Consider the following 18,078-nt stretch of genomic DNA (forward strand, 5'->3'; position numbering starts at 1 on the left):
CATGGCCGACAAACCCAACCCTCAGGCGCGCCCGACGCCCCTTGGCATCTATGACAAGCCCAAACATGGGGGCGTCACAGAGATCGAAGTCGTGGCACTCGTCCTGTCAGCCATCTGGCTGGTGGGGGCGGCAGCGTTTTTTCTGCTGACTGGGGACGAGGGCGAACCGACCGAGGCGGAGGGCCTGCGGTTCCTGATCACGATGCTGGCCGTTTTCATGCCGATCGCAATGATCTGGGTGGCGGCAACCGCTGCCCGGTCCAGCCGCGTCATGCGCGAGGAAAGCCAGCGTTTGCAGACCGCCATTGACGCGATCCGACAGGCCTATATCGCACAAGCCCAAGGGCGCGACCTGACCAAAGAACCATCGGTCGCGCGAAAATTGGACGAGATCGCCGCCGCCACCCGCAACACAGAAACCGCGCTGGCCACGTTCCAAAGCCGCCGCGATGATCCGGCACCAGCCAAACCTGCGCCTGCCACTGCGCCGGTGGTCGATGACCAGCCCGTTCTGGCCCTTGGCACAAGCTCGGACGATTTCGTCCGCCCGCTCGAGACCGAAGATTTCATCCGCGCCCTGAATTTCCCCGAAACGGCTGAGGATGAAGCCGGGTTTGCCGCGCTGCGCAAAGCGATGCGCGACCGCGAAACCTCGCAACTGATTCAAGCGGCACAGGACATCCTGACCCTGCTCAGCCAGGACGGCATTTACATGGATGATCTGCGCCCCGACCGCGCGCGCCCTGAAATCTGGCGCCAGTTCGCGAGCGGCGCGCGGGGACGGCCCGTGGCGGCTCTTGGCGGGGTGCGCGACCGCTCCTCATTGGCGCTCACAGCGGGCCGGATGAAGCAGGATCCGATCTTTCGTGATGCCGCCCACCACTTCCTGCGCCGCTTTGACAAGACGATTTCGAGCTTCTCGGAACGGGCCAGTGACTCGGATATCTCGGCCCTCAGTGACACCCGCACGGCGCGCGCCTTCATGCTGCTCGGCCGCGTCGCAGGCACATTCGACTAAAGCCCGAAACCACCCCATGGGATGAACCGCACCGGATCGCCCGGGCGCACATGCACCGCATGATCGGGCAGTTCGACCAAGCCCTCGGCCCATGACAGCCCGCTGATCCGACCCGATCCTTCGGAGGCGAACACTTCAACCCGACCATCGCGCATCCGGGCGCGCAGGTATTCCCGACGCCCGGCTTTCTTGTTCTTTTCAAAACCCGCAGGCACGTCGAACCCTTGCGGATCACGCCATGCAGCGCCGCCCATCTGGGCCAGCGCAGGGGCGGCGAAGACCAGCGTGCACACCATCGCGGCCACCGGATTGCCCGGCAGACCAAAAACCGGCGTGCCATTCCACACCCCCAACGCCAGCGGGCGCCCCGGTTTCATCGCAATGCGCCATGTGGCCATCGCGCCCGCATCATTCAGCAGCGCCGACACATGATCATGATCCCCCGCAGAGGCACCGCCGCTTGTCAGCACCACATCGACCGCCGCAGCGGCGCGGTCAAACACTGCACGCAGGTCTGCGCGATCATCCCGGACGTGACCCAGATCGACAGCGACGTGACCCAACTGCGTCACCAATCCGAGCAGCATAGGCCGGTTCGCATCGTAAATCTGTCCGGGGGCCGCATCGGTGCCAGGTTGCACCAATTCGTCCCCGGTTGATATGACGCCGACGCGCAGGGGGACGCGAACCGTGACGTCCTCCACGCCCACGGCCGCCAACAGGGCCAGATCGGCGGGGGTCAACTTGCGCCCTTCCGCGACCACCACATCTCCGCGCATCACATCCTCACCGGCAGCACGCGTGTTTGCGCCGGCTTTGACGGGGCCAAGAAATGAAATCTCGGCATCATCGACCTCGACCTCTTCCTGCAAAATCACCGTGTCCACACCCGGCGGCAAAGCGGCACCCGTCAGGATGCGCACCGCGGCGCCTTCGGGAACGGGGGTGTCCGGGGCTTGCCCCGCAGCCATGCCCGCCGCGACCAGTGGCAAGACATGCGGGCCCGCGTCGCGTCCCCCGGCAAAGCCGTATCCATCCACTGCCGTGTTGGGCAGTGGCGGATGGGCACGCGGCGCGGGGATATCGGCGGACACAACCCGACCCAAGGCGGCCGCGATCGGGCAAGGCTGGGTGCCCACCACTGGTCCGAGCCGGGCGCGCAAATCGGACAAGGCCACATCCACAGGCGTCCAATCCACCCCGGCAGGCAGCGCAAAACAGTCATTGCGCAAAGGTGCAGGTGCCGCCGCGCGCAATGTGTTCTCAAAGCCAAGGCCAAATATCCAGCCCTCGGGGGTCACCGGCACATCCAGCATGTGGTTCAACAGATCGGGGTTCATCGCGGCCACCACGCGGGCCACCTCATAGACCTGCCATTGATCCTTGATCCACCCGTCCGGCACGTCAGTAACGGTAAGCGACGGCCAGATTTCGACCACGGTAATCGGCGCATCACGCCCCTCAAGCGGCCAGACCGAAAGGGCAGCTCCGAAATACGCACGCAACCGCGACAGCACGGGCAGGCCCATCATCACCTGCCCGCCAACGGACCCAACCCCTGACATTTGCCAGACTGTAAAAGCGCGGGTGGCGTGTTCTTCGGCCGCGCGCTTGATCGGAAACGGGTTGGCATAGCCCTCCTTGGTGCGCGGCAGGCCCGGCACCTCACGTTTCAACCCGTTGCCCCAGAACGGGCCGTTGCCGCCAAATTGCAGGTTGATCTGACCCGCCACATCAAAGCGGTTGTTGTCCTTCGGCGAGTCCTTGATCCGGTGGGCAAACCAGTCCCAGAGCTCAAACGGATCATCGCTGCCTGTCAGCGCGCGTCCGAACCCTTTGGGGTAGCCGAAGGGAAAGTCGAACCCGACCATGACTCGCCGTCCCCCGGCACGCTCCGCGGCAAGCGTTTTGCACAACCAATCCTCGGCCTGCTGGCGATTGCGCAGATAAACCGGGGCGTCGACCTCGTTTTTTTGGGCAATACAGGCCCAGATGGCATCCGCCTGCGGTGTGGCGGACCCTTGGTTGCCGCCCGACCAATCGACCATGATGATGGTGTCAAAGGGCCCGCGCGCTAGGCTCACAATGCCACCTCGCGCAGGATGAAATCCGCAATCGCACGCGTGTCGTTCAGATCAAACACAGGGCGATCCAGCGACAATGGGCTGTCACTTGCCACGGCCCGGACGGTGGGATCGTCCGGCGCGATCAACGGATTGCCCGTGGCGGCGCGATAGGCTTCGACCTTGGGGTGTGCGTCGCGTTTATACCCCTCGACCAACACCAGATCGACAGGGGCGAGCTTGGCAAGCAGCGCCTCCAGCGTCGGCTCATCCGACCCGCGTAACTCGTGCATCAGCGCAAAGCGTTGGCGCGACGCCAGCAGCACCTCTTGCGCCCCTGCCGCGCGGTGGCGAAAGCTGTCTTTGCCGGGGTGGTCCACATCAAAAGAGTGGTGCGCATGCTTGACAGTCGAGACCGAAAAGCCCCGCCCTGCAATCTCGCTCACAAGACGTTCCATCAGCCCGGTCTTGCCTGCATTTTTCCAACCTACAATGCCGTATAGTCTCATAACATCGCCTCGGCCCGGATCAGATCGTCGGGCGTGTTTACGTTGAAAAAGGCGGCTTCGTCGGGAAACAGCGCCGTGCGCCCGTCATGCTGGTCAGTCCATTGAACGACTTTGCGCACCCCATCCGCAAGGGCGGCGCGCAGATCATCGCGCAAGGCAACAGGCCACAGCCCAAAGGTCGGGTGGCGGGCTTGTCCCCGTTTGGGATCAGGGGTGGCAGCAAGGACGAGTGGGTGCGCTGTCCCTTCGCCAGCCAACTGTAGGCACGGCACAAGATTGCAGGGAAAGAACGGCGTGTCTGCTGCCACCGTCACGATGGCATTCGCTCCTTCGCTTGCGGCCCAGTCCAGACCAGCCAGCACGCCTGCAAGCGGCCCCACGAACCCATCGATGCTGTCGGCAATCACCGGCAGGTTCAGATCGGCAAAGCGGGCCGGATCTCCATTGGCATTCAGCGCCACACCCGCCACCTGCGGAGCCAATCGATCCAGCACGTGGTCAAACAGACGACGCCCCCCAAGCAGGCGCACACCCTTGTCACCACCGCCCATGCGCGTGGCCTGCCCACCTGCGAGGATCACACCAAGGGGCTGTTTCATGCGCTGGCCTTGCGTCCGGATTTGCGCGGCTCATCCGGCACCGAAGTCGGATCGATATCGCGCACCAGCCGGTCCTCTCCGCTCAGGCAGATAAAGCGCTGGCCGCGCATCCGACCGATCAGCGTTAGCCCGACCTGTTGGGCAATCTCGACGCCCCAGGCGGTAAACCCGGATCGGGACGCCAGCACAGGCACCCCCATCATCGCGGTCTTGATCACCATCTCGGATGTCAGTCGTCCGGTCGTGTAAAGCACCTTGTCCGCCGCGCTGACCCCTTCGGACAGCATCCAGCCTGCAATCTTGTCGACCGCGTTGTGACGACCCACATCCTCCATATAAACAAGAGGTTGCGCCCGCTGACACAAGACAGTGCCGTGGATCGCACCGGCTGTCAGGTACAAGGATGGCGTCCGGTTGATCCGCCCCGCCAAAGCATACAAATCCGATGTTTTCACAGGGGTTGCAGGCAAACGCACATCCTCAAGCCCCTCCATCATGTCGCCAAAAACAGTGCCGACGGCGCACCCGCTGGTGCGTGTCTTTTTCTTCAGCTTTTCCTCGTGATTGGTAGGAGTGGCGGTGCGCACGACAACGGTTTCCAACTCGTCATCATAAGACACACCCGTCACCTCATCCGAGGCCAGCAACATCCCCTGATTGCGCAAAAACCCAAGCGCCAGGTAGTCGGGATAGTCACCGATGGTCATCGCAGTGACAATTTCCTGCCCGTTCAGAAAGATTGTCAGCGGGCGTTCTTCGACCACGGAAATCTCGGAGGGAGCGCCGGTCTGGTCATGGCCCACGACGCTGCGCGTCAGGCGGGCGGCCTGCGGGTCGGGCGCGATGATGTATCCGGTCAAGTCGTCGTGCTGTGCCAATGTGATGCCCCCAATTGCATCGCGGGATGCGGACCGCTAAGCGTTACGAACCCACGGTAAGGCGTCCTTATGTCCTCCACCACCACCAAATCGGCATATCTTGCCGGTGTGCGCGATGGCGCACCCTTTGTGGCCGTCGCCGGACCGTTCGCGGCGCTGTTTGGCGTGTTGGCGACCGAGGCCGGTCTAAGCGTGTTCGAGGTCATGAGCTTTTCACTGGTGGTGATCGCGGGCGCGGCCCAATTCACCGCCCTGCAACTGATGCAGGACGAAGCCCCGACCATCATTGTGCTGATGTCCGCGCTGGCTGTGAACCTGCGTGTGGCGATGTATTCCGCCGCGCTCACCCCCTATCTGGGCGGCGCGCCCCTGTGGCAGCGGATCTTTGCGGCATACTTGCTGGTCGATCAAAGCTATGCGCTAAGCCACGCGAAATTCGAGGCCGCGCCCGAGCTTAGCGTGCCGCAGCGTATGGCCTATTATTTCGGGACCTGCACCTTGGTCATGATAGTGTGGTTTGCCAGCAGCTATGCGGGTGCGGCCCTTGGCACCACGCTCCCCCCGGACGTGCCTTTGGATTTTGCCTTGCCCATCGCGTTCCTGTCGATGGTAGCCCCGATGCTGCGCACCATGCCACACGTGATTGCCGCCTTCGTTGCGGTCGTGGTCAGTCTGCTTGCGGTCAATGTGCCCTATTCGATGGGCCTGATGCTGGCGGGCGCGGCGGGGATGATCGCGGGCGCACAGACCGAGCTTTGGCTGAAAAGGCGCGCAGTGTGATCGACACCACCCTCTTGTGGACCGTGATTTTCGGCCTTGGCGCGGGCAGTTTTCTGCTGCGCTTTACCTTCTTGGGATTTGTCGGGGATCGGCCTTTGCCGGAATGGCTGCTGCGTCACTTGCGCTATACGGCTGTTGCGATTCTGCCCGCATTGGTCACGCCGCTTGTGGTGTTTTCAGGCGAAACTGGCAGCACAGAGCCGACGCGTATTGCGGCGGCTATCGTCACGCTGGCGGTGGGTACGTGGACCAAAAACGTCTTTCTGGCCATCGGAGCGGGTGCTGCGACCCTGCTCGCACTGGTCTATGGTCTGGGCTAGGCGCGCTTAATCGGGCAGCACAATTCCGGCCACGCCGTCCACGATGTCGCCCGCATCATCTTCGTAGTACTTCTCTTCGACAACGCCGGGCCATGTCGACATCTGTTCCATGAGCCGGGTCGGGAACATGGTCGACTCAATCGCCTGAAAGCCCGGCACACGCTGTATCAGCCCTGTGGTGGCACTGGTGCAGAAGGCGCGTGGCACCGCCCCGTTTGTGGTCGCCAGCCGCAGGGCCACGGCGGCCTGCTCGGGGGTCACTTCGACGGTCTGGCTGACCACGTGATAGGTGCTGCGGGCATGCGCGCTTTTGTATCCTTTGAGGACTGCGGGCGAGACTCCATACAGCACGTCTTCCTGTTCGGGGACCCGCTCGTTTACGAACGATCCGGCGGGGTCAAAGATCACCCGCTGCGTGCCGTTGATCATGAGGGCGGAATGCGCCCCTTTGCCATTGCGATTGCTGACCATGGTAAAGACGGTCAGCGTGTTGGGGCCGGGTTCGCGATAGGCGGATGCGGCCACACGCTCGTCTGAGGCATAAGGCACCGCCGGAGGCTGCGCACAGGCGGCCAGCACCAGACACATCGCAAATGCCGCGATCACACGCATCCCAAACCCCACTCTTGATCAGGAGATAAAGATCGCCATGCCGATCAACAGCACAAGGATCACGATCACAGTCCATTTGGTCCACGCCATGAACCCGTCAAAGGTTTTCTCATGGGTTTTGACGTCCATCTCGCCGTGCTTGTGATCTGACATTTTTTACTTCCTTCGAATTGGCTTGCCCGGGGCTTTAGCGCATCCGGATCATGCTGTCACTGCGTCAATTCAGTGTGGAGGCGCGATCAATCGTCCTCAAGGTCCTGGGCCAGTCGAAACCCGATCCGGTTGGGTTCGGACCGCTCGACCGCTTTGGGCAATGCACGCAGCATGACGTTGAGCTGGGTCACATGCTGCACAAGCTGGGTCTTGGCCCCGGTCGGGTCGCTGCCGTAAAATGTCACGATATCGGGGTCGAAATATCCCATCCCCTCGATCCGCATGACGCCTGCATCCCCGCCTGCGAATCCCATCGCGACCTCATGTTCGTTATCAAGGCTTTCCTCGAAGTTCTTGAGGTACATGATGATGCGCTCATAGGCCCATTGGGCCGCGCTTTTCTGGGCTGTGGGAGTCTTACTGACCCCTTTGGGCATCGGCTGGTCGGCCGCATTGCGTGCATTGGGGTCGGCATGAACCTCGTGGCGGCGCGGCAAGGCGTCCGCCTCAACCGCTTCGGCGGCGGTTTTGATCGTTTCGTCCATGTCGTCACCCTTTGCGCTGATAGACCCACGCCCCGTCGTCACGCCGTGCGCGGGTTGCGCGCCCAGTCTGATAAAGGTGAGACAGATGCGCAATGGCCTCGACCAGCGCGAGCCCATATTCGCCCTCGCCGATCTTGCGCTTGAACAGTGGCGCAAAGCAGTCGGCGGCGGCCTTGGGTGTGTCGATAAAGGCGTGGAGCCTTTCAAGCGCACCATGGTGGTTGTCGATCAACTGGCGCATCCGCGTGGGTAGGCCGGTGAAGGGCAGCTTGTGCCCGCCGAGCACAAGGTGATCCGCGCGCGCAAGGGGTGCCAGTCGCTCGCACGCCTCAAGCCAGTCACCGATCGGATCGGCCATCGGCTCGGTGGCATATACCCCGATATTGGGACTGATCGAGGGCAGGATCTGATCGCCCGAGAGCACCAGATTGTCATCCCGGCTCCAGAAGGTGGCGTGTTCGGGGGCGTGCCCGTTGCCGATATGGATGTCCCATGTCCGCCCGCCCATCTCGATGATGTCACCCTGCCTGATCCGCGTATAGCCAAGCGGCATCGGTGCCACGATGTCGCCGAAGTTAAAGGGCCGTTCCTGCCGTCGTGCCTCGAACACCTGCGCGTCCATCCCTGCGCTGCGCCAGAAGTCGAGCGTTTCAGGGACGGGCGCATCCTGCACATCCAGCGTCAGCATCCGCGCAAACAGCCAGGCAGTGCGGGTGGTGATCAACTCGGCCCCAAATTCGGACTGGAACCAGCCCGCCAGGCCCACATGGTCCGGGTGGTGATGGGTCACGACAACCCGCGCGACCGGCTTGCCCTGCATCGGGCCCGCCATCAGGTCGGCCCAAATCCCCCGCGTCTTGTTCGAGGCAAATCCGGTGTCGATCACCGTCCAGCTGTCGCCGTCATCCAGCGCATAGACGTTTACGTGGTCCAGCTTCATCGGCAGCGGCAGGCGCATCCACAGCAAATCGGGTGCCACCTCGATGGCGGCACCCGGTGCGGGTGGGTCTTCCCACGGATATCTCAGCCCGGCGGCGGCAGGTGCGGCCACGCTTTAGGCCGCGAACTCTTCGGGTGTCAGCGCATAGACGTCATAATCTCCCGCCATCGCGTGCGCCAGAAGGCTCGAATGCTCGGGCAGGATACGCTGGATATAGAAGCGCGCGACCTTGGCGCGCACCCCGTCCGGCTCAGCCGTTGCCGATGTCAGGTGGACATAAGCGCCCAGCACGCGGGCAAAGGCGCGCAGGTACGGCACAGCCCCCGCAAAACGGACACGGTGGTTCTTTTCGATCATCCACTCGGTGGTTTCGCGCAAGGATTCGCTGGCCTGCCAGACGGTCTCGGCCAGATCCGGCAGCGTGTCACGGGCGGCTTCGGCGGCGGCTTCGATCTCGTCAAAGATCAGGCTCGCGGCCTCACCCCCGTCCATCATCTTGCGCGCTACAAGATCCATGGCCTGAATGCCGTTGGTACCCTCATAGATCGTGGTCACCCGCACATCGCGGGCATATTGCGCCGCCCCTGTTTCCTCGACAAAGCCCATCCCGCCATGCACCTGAATGCCCATGGCCGCGACCTCGTTGCCTATATCCGTCCCAAACGCCTTGGCGATGGGGGTCAGCAGCGCGGCGCGCGATTTCCAAGCCGCCTCACCAGTGGCGGTGGCCATGTCGATGGCAACGGCGCACATCAGCGCAATGCCCCTTGCGGCATAGGTTTCCGAGCGCATCGTCATCAGCATCCGACGCACGTCGGCATGGTCGATGATCGTGCCGGTTTCGCCCTCGGTCTTGCCCTGCTTGCGGTCCAGCGCATAGCCAAGCGCGTGCTGATAAGCACCCTCAGCCGCGCCCACGCCCTGCCCGCCGACGCCGAGGCGCGCGTTGTTCATCATGGTGAACATGGCCGCCATGCCGCCGCCTTCGGGGCCGACAAGCCAGCCTTTGGCGCCATCATATTGCATCACGCAGGTCGGCGAGCCGTGCAAGCCCATCTTGTGCTCGAGACTGACAACCTTGAGGGAATTCGCCACGCCTGCATTGCCGTTTTCGTCCGGAATGTTGCGGGGCACGAGGAACAGGCTGATGCCCTTGGTCCCCGCAGGCGCGCCAGGCAGTCGGGCGAGCACAAGGTGGCAGACATTTTCGGTAAAATCATTGTCACCCCAGGAGATGTAAATCTTCTGGCCAGAGATGCTGTAGGTCCCGTCGCCATTGTCCTCGGCCTTGGACGACAGCGCGCCCACGTCCGACCCGGCCTGCGGCTCGGTCAGGTTCATGGTGCCGGTCCACTCGCCCGAGATCAGTTTGGGCAGGTAAAGGTCCTTGATGGCGTCACTGGCGTGGTGTTCCAGCGCCTCGATCTGGCCTTGGGACATCAGCGGGGCGAGTTGCAGGGACAGGCAGGCCGCGCTCATCATTTCATTCACCGCCGTCGTCACGGTCATGGGCAGGCCCATGCCGCCATATTCAGGGTCCGCCGCAATGCCGACCCAACCGCCTTCGGCGATGGCTTTGTAGCCCTCGGCGTAACCGGGAGAGGTGCGCACGACACCGTTTTCAAGGCGTGCGGGATGCAAGTCGCCGGGGCGCTGCAACGGGGCCATGATATCTTCGCTCAGCTTGCCCGCTTCGGTCAGGATCGCGCTGGTCACATCGGGCGTTGCCTCGGCAAAGCGATCGGTTGACGTGACCTGATCCAGTCCGACCACGTGCTCAAACAGGAATGTATAGTCGTCAACGGGGGCGCGATATGGCATCAGAAGGACTCCGAATATGAATGTCTTGGCAAGCGCAAGGCTCACGCGTAAAGGGGCGTCTTTGATACAATAGATGCGGACGCGAGGCCTCCATCGCAACTCAAACGCCGCGTCACAACAAGGTCGCTTCGACAGATATGCCCAAGAGATGAACAGGATCGACACGCAGACCTTGCACCCCAATGCACAAGGGATCGCAGCCGCTGTCGCGGTGCTGGGCCGCGGTGGGTTGGTGGGGTTCCCGACCGAGACGGTTTATGGGCTTGGGGGTGACGCCAGAAATGGCCGCGCGGTGGCGCAGATATTCGCGGCCAAGGGGCGACCCAGTTTCAACCCGCTGATCGTGCATGTGCCTGACCTCGAAGCGGCGCGCAGGTTCGCGCAGTTCGACGACACGGCGCTGCAACTGGCCGCTGCGTTCTGGCCTGCTGCGTTGACGCTGGTGTTGCCACTGGTGACGGGTCATGGGCTGTCCCCCCTGGTCACGGCGGGCCTTGAGACGGTCGCGATCAGGGTCCCTGCCCACCCGCTTGCCCAACAGATCTTGCGCGCTTTTGACGGACCCGTTGCGGCCCCGTCCGCCAACCTATCGGGGCGGATCAGTCCCACGAAGGCGGCACACGTACTGGCCGATCTGTCCGGCATCATCGACGCGGTGGTGGATGGCGGGGGATGTCCGGTAGGACTTGAATCCACGATCATCGGGGGAGAACCCCCGGCCCTTTTGCGCCCCGGCGGCATTGCGGTCGAACAGATCGAGGCGATCATCGGGCCCTTGGCCAAGCGGGCCAACCAGATCACCGCCCCCGGCCAATTGGCATCGCATTACGCACCGGACGCGAGCGTCCGGCTGAACGCAAACCAAGCCCATCCCGGAGAAGTCCTATTGGGCTTTGGCCCCATGCAGTCCGATCTGAACCTGTCGGTCAGCGGTGATCTGATCGAGGCGGCGGCGCATCTGTTTGACCATCTGCACCGGCTGAACGCTTTGGGGCAGCCCATCGCTGTCGCCCCCATTCCCGACAAAGGGCTGGGTCGCGCGATAAATGACCGGCTGAGACGGGCGGCCGCACCGCGCTGAGCGGATGAATTTGGGCGGAGGACACCTCCGCCTTACGGCATGCCGATGTTGTGGGGTAGGTAAGGCGCAGGTGTCCTGCGCCTGCGTTCAGGCCCGTCCTGCCGCACCGGACAGACCCAACGGGTCAATCCCAAGCGTTTTCAGCGCACCCATCCATTTGCCCCCGTCACCGGTGCCAAACACAAGATCGGCATGCGCATTCACCGTCAGCCAGCCATTGTCGGCAATCTCGGCCTCAAGCTGCCCTGGGCCCCATCCTGCATACCCCAGCATCACCAAAGCGCGGTCCGGCCCCTCTCCAGCGGCAAGATCTTCGAGAACGTCCAGCGTCGCTGTCATCCCGAACCCCCCTGCAATACTTAGCGTCTGGAGCCGCGAGCGGTAGTCATCCGTATGCAGCACAAAGCCGCGCGTCGTCTCGACAGGCCCGCCGAAATGGACCGGCATCTTCGCCGCACGGGTCTGAGGGGTGATGTCAAGCTGCGCCATCAACTCGCCCACTTCCATGTCATGGGCTGGCTTGTTCACAATCAGGCCCATCGCCCCATCATCCGAATGGGCGCACATGAACACGACCGACCGGTCAAAGCGCGGATCACCCATGCCCGGCATCGCAATCAACAGCGTACCGGTCAGATCAAGGATCTGGTTGAGGTCTTCGGGGTCCTGCATGGGCCATCCTGTTGCCATCAGCTCTCACCATGCAACCCTGCCGCGCGCCCGACAAGGGGCGAGGCGCGCACCGGCAAAGGCACGCCCACGCACACCCCACCGGATCGTGACTTGGATTTCATTGCCCGCAAGGCCATGTAGGGGCCATGAAACGCGCTTTGAACCCTGCCGCGGCTCTGGCCCTGTGCGCCACAGCCATGCCCGCCCTTGCCCAAGGGCAGTTTGACGATGTGGTCCAGGCCGACGTGTTGCAGGGCTGGGATTTGCCCGATGGACGGCGGGTGGCTGCGTTGCGGCTGACCCTTGCGCCGGGCTGGAAAACCTATTGGCGTGCGCCGGGCGATGCGGGCATCCCGCCCCATTTCGACTGGAGCCGCGCGCGCAATCTTGAGGCTGTTTCGATCGCTTGGCCCACCCCGCAAGTCCACTCGCAAAACGGTATGCGCTCCATCGGGTATTCCGATGAGGTGGTCATCCCAATGTATCTGACACCAAGCACCAGCGGCAAACCGGTCCGGTTGCGCAGCACCGTGTCCATCGGGGTCTGCGCCGAGGTTTGCGTGCCCCACCAATTCAAGATTGATGAGACGCTGGATGCACCCGACCCCAGCCCGACCCCGGCCATCGTCGCCGCTCTTGCCGATGCGCCCTACAGCGCGGACGAGGCAGGCGTGCGCGCCGCCACCTGCCGCCTGCGCCCCACCGATCTGGGTATGCAGCTCGAGGCCCATGTGACCCTGCCCCACACCGGCGGCACCGAGGTGGCTGTCATCGAAACCGGCACGCCCGGCCTGTGGATCAGCGAAGCGCGCACCACGCGGCAAGGCGACACCGTGGTGGCCGTCAGCGAGATGATCCATCCCGATGGCGGGGCCTTCGCGCTCAACCGCTCGGACGTGCGGATCACCATTCTGGGCGGCGATTATGCGGTGGACGTGCGCGGCTGCACTGCGGGCTAGGACGCCCGGCGCATCAGGGCAAAGCCAATGGCACTGAGCACGTAAGCCACAAACCCCACGATCAAAACTCCAGCCGAGAACACCGCGAGCGCACCCGTCATGCCACCGCTGCCCGCCAATTGCGGGACAGCGCCAAGGATCACATCCGGCAAATCGCCCCAGATCAGCGCATGACCCATCGTCACGCCAAACCATGCCAGCACCACGGCCCAGAGGCCCATGAACCCCCACCGCACCACACCCGCAGGCGCGCGCAGCCCACGCCGCATGGCCCGCACCTGACGGCCCACATCATGTTGCACCGCGACCAAGGCCGGCACGACAAGCAGCACCAGCACCATCCCGAACCCCAGACCGTAAACCAGCGTTACAATCGTGGGCTTGAGGAACTGCGCCTGTTGCGACGTTTCATAAAGCAGCGGGGCCATGCCCAGCACCGTCGTCAGCGTGGTCAGGATCACGGGGCGCAGCCGATCCGCAGCCCCATCAATGATCGACGGCACCAGCCCGCGTTCGCTGGCATAGTCATCAATCGTCGTCACCAACACGATGGAATCGTTGATGATAATCCCTGTCATGCCCAAAAGGCCCACGACGGTGAACATGCTCAGCGGGATGTCCCACAGCGCATGCCCGTAGATCGTACCCACCAGCCCGAACGGGATGACAGCCATGACCACGATGGGCCGGGTCCAACTGGAAAACACCCATGACAGGACGAGGTAAATCCCCGCCAGACACAGAACCAATCCGGTCATCGCATCGCTCAGAAATTCGTCTTCCTGTTCGTTGAGACCCGATTGGCGATACTCCACCTGCCGTTCGGAGGCGATGGTGGGCAGGATGTCTTCGGCCAGTGCCGCATTGATTTCGGCAGCGCGCCCCGCGTCATCTTCGGAGATATCACCCGTGACCGAAATCAGCCGCACCCCGTTTTCGCGCCGCACGGTCGAAAAGCCGGTACGCCGCTCAACGCTGACGATGTCTGCAAGGGGCACATAGGTGCCCTCAGGCGTGCGCATCTGGGTGCGGTCCAGAAAGTCGGCCGTCAGCTCATTTTCAGGCAGTTCGACCCGGATTTCGGCGCTGCGTGGTCCGTCGGGATAGGTCGCTGCCTCGATCCCGTTCAGCCGATCCCGCAGGGCGCGGCCCAACGTGTCGATGGTGAACCCAAGGGCCTGCCCTTGGGGGGTCAGATCAAGGATCAACTCCTCTTTGTCATAGGCCAGATTGTCCTCAACCGCGCTGACCTCGGGATATTGCAGCAATGCGCGTTTGAGGTCTTCGGAGGCGGCCTTGAGGGTGTCGGTGTCCGCGCCAAAGAATTCGACATCCAGCGCATCGCCCCCGGGCCCGGACCGCCAGCCGCGAAAGCTGACCGTTTCCACGAGCGGGTGGTGGATCACCGCATCCTGCAGGGCGGCCACAAAGGCAAACGACGAATAGGGGCGCAGATCGGCGTCGATCAATTCGATGGAAATGCCGCCCAAAAGATCGGGATCCTTGCTGTCGGTCCCGGCCAGGCCGCGCCCTGCATTCCCCCCGATCTCGGCGATAACATAATCGATCGGATTTCGCCCGTGTTCGGCCTCATATTCGGCCCCAAGTGCTTCGGTCGCGCGCTGCATCTCGCGCATCATCTCAAGCGTGTCGGCGCGGCTCGCCCCCTCGACCATCACGAAATTACCGGTGACCGACCCGCGCTCCGGTGCATTGAAAAACCGCCAGCGCACGTCGCCTTCGATGAACAAGGCAACCTGCGAGGCAAGGATCACACAAACGCCCGCCAAAACTGCATAACGGGCGGTGATCACACCAGCCATGAAGGGGCGAAAGACCCGTTCGCGCATCCACTCAAACCCGCGATTGACGATGAAGGACGGTGTGTCGAGGCCACGCAGGCCCATCGCCGCCACCCACTCGGCTTTGCGCGCGCGGGACGAGAGCAGGAACAGCCCGGCCGCCACCAGCGGGCCGAGGGCCACGTAGGGGGCGGCGTCGCCCAAACCCTCCATCGCGCCGGGCAACAACACATAGGCAAGCGCGCCCGAAATGACCCCCATCAGCACCGCGATGCTGGCCACCGCAAGGCACAGCTTGACCCGGCTGAAGCGTTGGCGATCCGAAGCGGCCAGCGCGTGGCCCATATGATGCGGCAGGATCAGGAAACATTCGATCAGCGAGGCGATCAGCACCACGATGACCGTGAAGGGAATGTCGCGGATCAGATCGCCGAACCGCCCGCCCACTGCGACCAGCCCGAAGAAGGCAATCACGGTCGTGAGCGTCGCGGCGAACACCGGCATCGCCATGCGCCGTGCCGCGTTCTCCGCCGCCACCAAGGGCGGCTCGCCGTAGGCGCGGTAGCGGTGATCGGCGTGTTCCCCCACCACAATCGCATCATCCACCACGATCCCAAGCGTGATGATCAGCCCGAACAGCGACACCATGTTGATCGTCAGCCCGCCCACATACATCAGCGCAATCGCCGCCATCAACGCCACCGGAATGCCCGCCGCCACCCAAAGCGCCGTGCGTGCATTCAGGAACAGGAACAGCAGGCTGACCACCAGCGCCAGGCCCACCATCGCGTTGTCAATGAGGATGTTGAGGCGGGCCGATATCGCCTCGGCCCGGGTGCGGATCAACTCGACCGAGACGGATGGGGGCAAGGTCGATTGCAGTTCGGCCGCCACGTCTTCAACTTGCGCCTGTACGGCAATCGCATCGCCCCGGTTCGAGCGGTCCACCCGGATCGAGACAGCGGGATCGTCGCCCACGAAATAACTGCGATTGCGCGCCGCGCCCAACTGGTCGACCCGCGCCACGTCGCGGATGCGCAACTTGGAACCGTCCGGGTTCGAGCGCAGCACGATCCCCCCAATCGCCTCGGGGGTGCGCTTTTGCGTGCCGGTCCGCACGCGCGCGTTGGCCCCTGTCACATCGCCTGCGGGATCCGTATCAACCTCGGCGGAGATGGCCGCGGCGATCTGAGCCATGGTCACGTCATTGGCGATCAGCGCGAGCGAGGGCACCTCGATCATGATCTGCGGTGCGGCGACCCCGCGAATGGTGGTGCGCGTGACCCCTTCGGCGAACAGACGCACGACGAGTTCATCGGCGAACAGGCCCAGTTGCTGCGGATCGACGGGGCCGGTGATCACCACATCCGTCACCCGGTCGCGCCAGGCCCCACGACGCACGGTCGGCTCTTCGGCCTCTTCGGGCAGGGTCGTGACCGCATCGACAGCCGTCTGCACATCGTCTGCCGCCCGGCCCATATCCCAGTTCGGCTCGAATTCGAGCGTGATCGAGCCGGTGCCCTCGCGCGATGTAGCAGAGGAGGATTCGACCCCTTCCACGGCCAGCAGACCCGGCTCAAGAACCTGCACGATGCCCGCATCCACATCCTCGGCCCCTGCCCCGTCCCACTGAACAGTCACGGTTACGTCGTCGATGATCACATCCGGGAAAAACTGCGCGCGCATGTTGGGGATTGCGACCACCCCTGCGACAACCATGACCAGAAGAAGCAGGTTCGCAACCGTCCGGTGGCGCACGAAATAGCTGAGGATGCCGCCCGCCGCCTTGGGGATCGCGCGCGCCATACCCTAGCCTCCCATCCGGCTTTCGATCCGTTCGACCATCTGGGCTGGCACACGGTCTTCGCTGAGGCGGGCCAGCGCGCGGGCCTTGGCTTCGGCCGGCATGCGCGTGTTGCCTTCGACAAAGGCAACCAGGCGCGCGCGGCGTTCGGCGCTGAGTTCCAGCATCTCCGGTTCCGTTGCCATCGCCTGATCGGCGCGCAAGGGGCGGACCAAGATGCCAGCACCCAACAGGGGTGAACGGGCCTCAACGACATCGCGCCCGATCAGATCAGCGCTGCGTACCAGAATATCATCGCCCTGACGGCGCATCAGCCGCACCTCAATCGACTCGAGACGGTTATCCTCACCCAAAACCAGCACCGTGTTATTGGCATCGATGGCGGACGCAGGCAGGCGCACCACGTTGTCGAGCGGGGGTTCCTCGACCGCGACTGTCACGAAATCACCGGGCTTGAACCCCCGCGCCGTGTCGAGACGGGCAAAGATGAGCCGCCCGGTCTGCATCTCGCCCCCCGCACTGGCGCGGCTGATCACACCGCTGGCGGACAGGTCAATGCCCGCCACATCCAGCGTGACCGTGACGAGGGCCGGGATCACCGCGCCATCCGCATCCAGCAGTCGCGTATACTGCGCGGTCGAAACGCGAAAGGCGACCTCAAGCGCTTGGGCGTCGATCAGCACGGCCAGTTTTTCATTGGCCGATGCCAGACGGCCCGCTACTACATCGGTTTCGCTGAGTGTGCCATCAAAGGGTGCCGTGAGCGTTGTGTCATTCAAGGCGCGTTCAGCCTCGGCCAGCGCGATACGCGCGCGGGCGAGCCGGGTGTTGCCCTGGTCGATGCGTGCCGCCGCTGCTGTCACGGCCTGACGGCGCGACAACACGGATTGGCGGGCCGATGCGGCAGCCAATTCGGCGGCTTCGACCGCTGCGGCAGTGCCCACACCCCGCTCGGCCAGATCAACCTGTCGCTCATAGGCACGCTGTTGCAGGTTCGCCTGATCCTGCGCCGCCGTCTCTTCATCGCGCGACAGGGCTAGCGTGCGCTCGGCGTCACGCAACTCGGCCTCGGCATCCATCAGATCGGCGTCGGCGCGATCCGCGGCGGCCTGCGCATCCGCGGGATCGATGCGCACAAGCACTTGGCCTGCGCGCACATCCCCGCCATCCTCGAACCCGTCGGCCAGTTCGATCACCCGACCAGACGCCGCAGCGCGCAATTCAAGGCGACGACGGCTCTTGATCTCGCCAAAGCTTTCCAAGACCGGGGTGACGGTGTCGGGCGTGGCGCGCACAACACCCACCGCAAAGACACGTTCGCGCGCTGGCGGAGCCTTTGAGTCTTGCGCCAGCCGGGTCTGCAACGCCGCCCCGACAATCTGTCCGGCATAGACCAACAGCCCGAGGCTGAGCGCCACAAGCACCAGTCCAATCAGGCTTTGCCTCAAAAATCGCATCTTTTCACGCCTTTAGGCCACAGGATCGCAGCACAATATAAGGTAGACCACCCACGCGGAATACC

General features: G+C 63.6%; 17 protein-coding genes. 5 read left to right on the plus strand and 12 right to left on the minus strand.

Translation table 11 applies throughout. From position 1 onward, the window contains the following. Window position 1: 1 nt before the first annotated feature. Window positions 2-1,018: a hypothetical protein gene (locus tag Q0908_RS03490; RefSeq protein WP_299281047.1), complete on the plus strand. Its 1,017-nt coding sequence runs from the start codon at window positions 2-4 to the stop codon at window positions 1,016-1,018. Here Q0908_RS03490 and glp read toward each other — a convergent pair. From glp to Q0908_RS03510, 4 genes are read right to left on the minus strand one after another with little or no spacing between them, the layout of a single operon-like run. Further along, window positions 1,015-3,066: a gephyrin-like molybdotransferase Glp gene (gene glp / locus Q0908_RS03495; RefSeq protein ID WP_299281294.1), complete on the minus strand. Its 2,052-nt coding sequence runs from the start codon at window positions 3,064-3,066 to the stop codon at window positions 1,015-1,017. The genes Q0908_RS03490 and glp overlap by 4 nt on opposite strands. Before the next feature lie 32 nt (window positions 3,067-3,098). Continuing rightward, window positions 3,099-3,590 (minus strand): molybdopterin-guanine dinucleotide biosynthesis protein B, encoded by a 492-nt coding sequence (mobB, locus tag Q0908_RS03500; RefSeq protein ID WP_299281048.1) that lies wholly within the window; start codon window positions 3,588-3,590, stop codon window positions 3,099-3,101. Beyond that, window positions 3,587-4,189, minus strand: coding sequence for a molybdenum cofactor guanylyltransferase MobA (gene mobA / locus Q0908_RS03505; RefSeq protein WP_299281049.1), 603 nt, complete (start codon window positions 4,187-4,189; stop codon window positions 3,587-3,589). The genes mobB and mobA overlap by 4 nt, the downstream gene beginning before the upstream one ends. Beyond that, window positions 4,186-5,067: a formate dehydrogenase accessory sulfurtransferase FdhD gene (locus tag Q0908_RS03510; protein WP_299281050.1), complete on the minus strand. Its 882-nt coding sequence runs from the start codon at window positions 5,065-5,067 to the stop codon at window positions 4,186-4,188. Before Q0908_RS03510 ends, mobA begins: the two co-directional genes overlap by 4 nt. Window positions 5,068-5,136: 69 nt before the next feature. Between Q0908_RS03510 and Q0908_RS03515 the strand changes: the two genes are divergently transcribed. Together Q0908_RS03515 and Q0908_RS03520 are read left to right on the plus strand one after the other, a co-directional pair. Next, window positions 5,137-5,847, plus strand: a complete 711-nt coding sequence (locus tag Q0908_RS03515; RefSeq protein ID WP_299281051.1) for an AzlC family ABC transporter permease — start codon at window positions 5,137-5,139, stop codon at window positions 5,845-5,847. Continuing rightward, the gene (locus Q0908_RS03520; RefSeq protein WP_299281052.1) at window positions 5,844-6,167 is read left to right on the plus strand and encodes an AzlD domain-containing protein; all 324 of its coding nucleotides are present in this window, start codon (window positions 5,844-5,846) and stop codon (window positions 6,165-6,167) included. The genes Q0908_RS03515 and Q0908_RS03520 overlap by 4 nt, the downstream gene beginning before the upstream one ends. A gap of 6 nt (window positions 6,168-6,173) precedes the next feature. Here the strand turns inward: Q0908_RS03520 and Q0908_RS03525 are convergent, their stop codons facing one another. The 5 genes from Q0908_RS03525 to Q0908_RS03545 form a co-directional block, all read right to left on the minus strand. Then, entirely contained in the window at window positions 6,174-6,779 is a 606-nt protein-coding gene (locus Q0908_RS03525; RefSeq protein WP_299281053.1) for a hypothetical protein, read from the minus strand. Between the two features lie 18 nt (window positions 6,780-6,797). Further along, on the minus strand, window positions 6,798-6,932 hold the full coding sequence (locus Q0908_RS03530; protein WP_299281054.1) for an aa3-type cytochrome c oxidase subunit IV: 135 nt from the start codon (window positions 6,930-6,932) through the stop codon (window positions 6,798-6,800). An 86-nt stretch (window positions 6,933-7,018) separates the two neighbouring features. Beyond that, window positions 7,019-7,477, minus strand: coding sequence for a DUF6173 family protein (locus Q0908_RS03535; RefSeq protein ID WP_299281055.1), 459 nt, complete (start codon window positions 7,475-7,477; stop codon window positions 7,019-7,021). A gap of 4 nt (window positions 7,478-7,481) precedes the next feature. Further along, entirely contained in the window at window positions 7,482-8,528 is a 1,047-nt protein-coding gene (locus tag Q0908_RS03540; RefSeq protein ID WP_299281056.1) for an MBL fold metallo-hydrolase, read from the minus strand. 3 nt (window positions 8,529-8,531) lie between these two features. Beyond that, window positions 8,532-10,238 carry an acyl-CoA dehydrogenase gene (locus Q0908_RS03545; RefSeq protein ID WP_299281057.1) on the minus strand — a complete coding sequence of 569 codons (1,707 nt, stop codon included), beginning with the start codon at window positions 10,236-10,238 and terminating at the stop codon, window positions 8,532-8,534. Between the two features lie 148 nt (window positions 10,239-10,386). Between Q0908_RS03545 and Q0908_RS03550 the strand changes: the two genes are divergently transcribed. After that, entirely contained in the window at window positions 10,387-11,319 is a 933-nt protein-coding gene (locus Q0908_RS03550) for an L-threonylcarbamoyladenylate synthase (RefSeq protein WP_299281058.1), read from the plus strand. An 87-nt stretch (window positions 11,320-11,406) separates the two neighbouring features. Here the strand turns inward: Q0908_RS03550 and Q0908_RS03555 are convergent, their stop codons facing one another. Then, window positions 11,407-12,009 carry a YqgE/AlgH family protein gene (locus tag Q0908_RS03555; protein WP_299281059.1) on the minus strand — a complete coding sequence of 201 codons (603 nt, stop codon included), beginning with the start codon at window positions 12,007-12,009 and terminating at the stop codon, window positions 11,407-11,409. Window positions 12,010-12,137: 128 nt separating this feature from the next. Between Q0908_RS03555 and Q0908_RS03560 the strand changes: the two genes are divergently transcribed. Continuing rightward, the gene (locus tag Q0908_RS03560) at window positions 12,138-12,950 is read left to right on the plus strand and encodes a protein-disulfide reductase DsbD domain-containing protein (RefSeq protein ID WP_299281060.1); all 813 of its coding nucleotides are present in this window, start codon (window positions 12,138-12,140) and stop codon (window positions 12,948-12,950) included. Here Q0908_RS03560 and Q0908_RS03565 read toward each other — a convergent pair. Together Q0908_RS03565 and Q0908_RS03570 are read right to left on the minus strand one after the other, a co-directional pair. Then, a complete protein-coding gene (locus tag Q0908_RS03565) occupies window positions 12,947-16,558 on the minus strand; it encodes an efflux RND transporter permease subunit (protein ID WP_299281061.1) in 3,612 nt (1,203 codons plus the stop codon). The genes Q0908_RS03560 and Q0908_RS03565 overlap by 4 nt on opposite strands. A gap of 3 nt (window positions 16,559-16,561) precedes the next feature. Beyond that, window positions 16,562-18,013: an HlyD family efflux transporter periplasmic adaptor subunit gene (locus Q0908_RS03570; RefSeq protein WP_299281062.1), complete on the minus strand. Its 1,452-nt coding sequence runs from the start codon at window positions 18,011-18,013 to the stop codon at window positions 16,562-16,564. Between the last annotated feature and the right edge of the window lie 65 nt (window positions 18,014-18,078).

Origin of the sequence: uncultured Tateyamaria sp. (genome assembly GCF_947494755.1) — a bacterium.
Taxonomy (GTDB): domain Bacteria; phylum Pseudomonadota; class Alphaproteobacteria; order Rhodobacterales; family Rhodobacteraceae; genus Tateyamaria.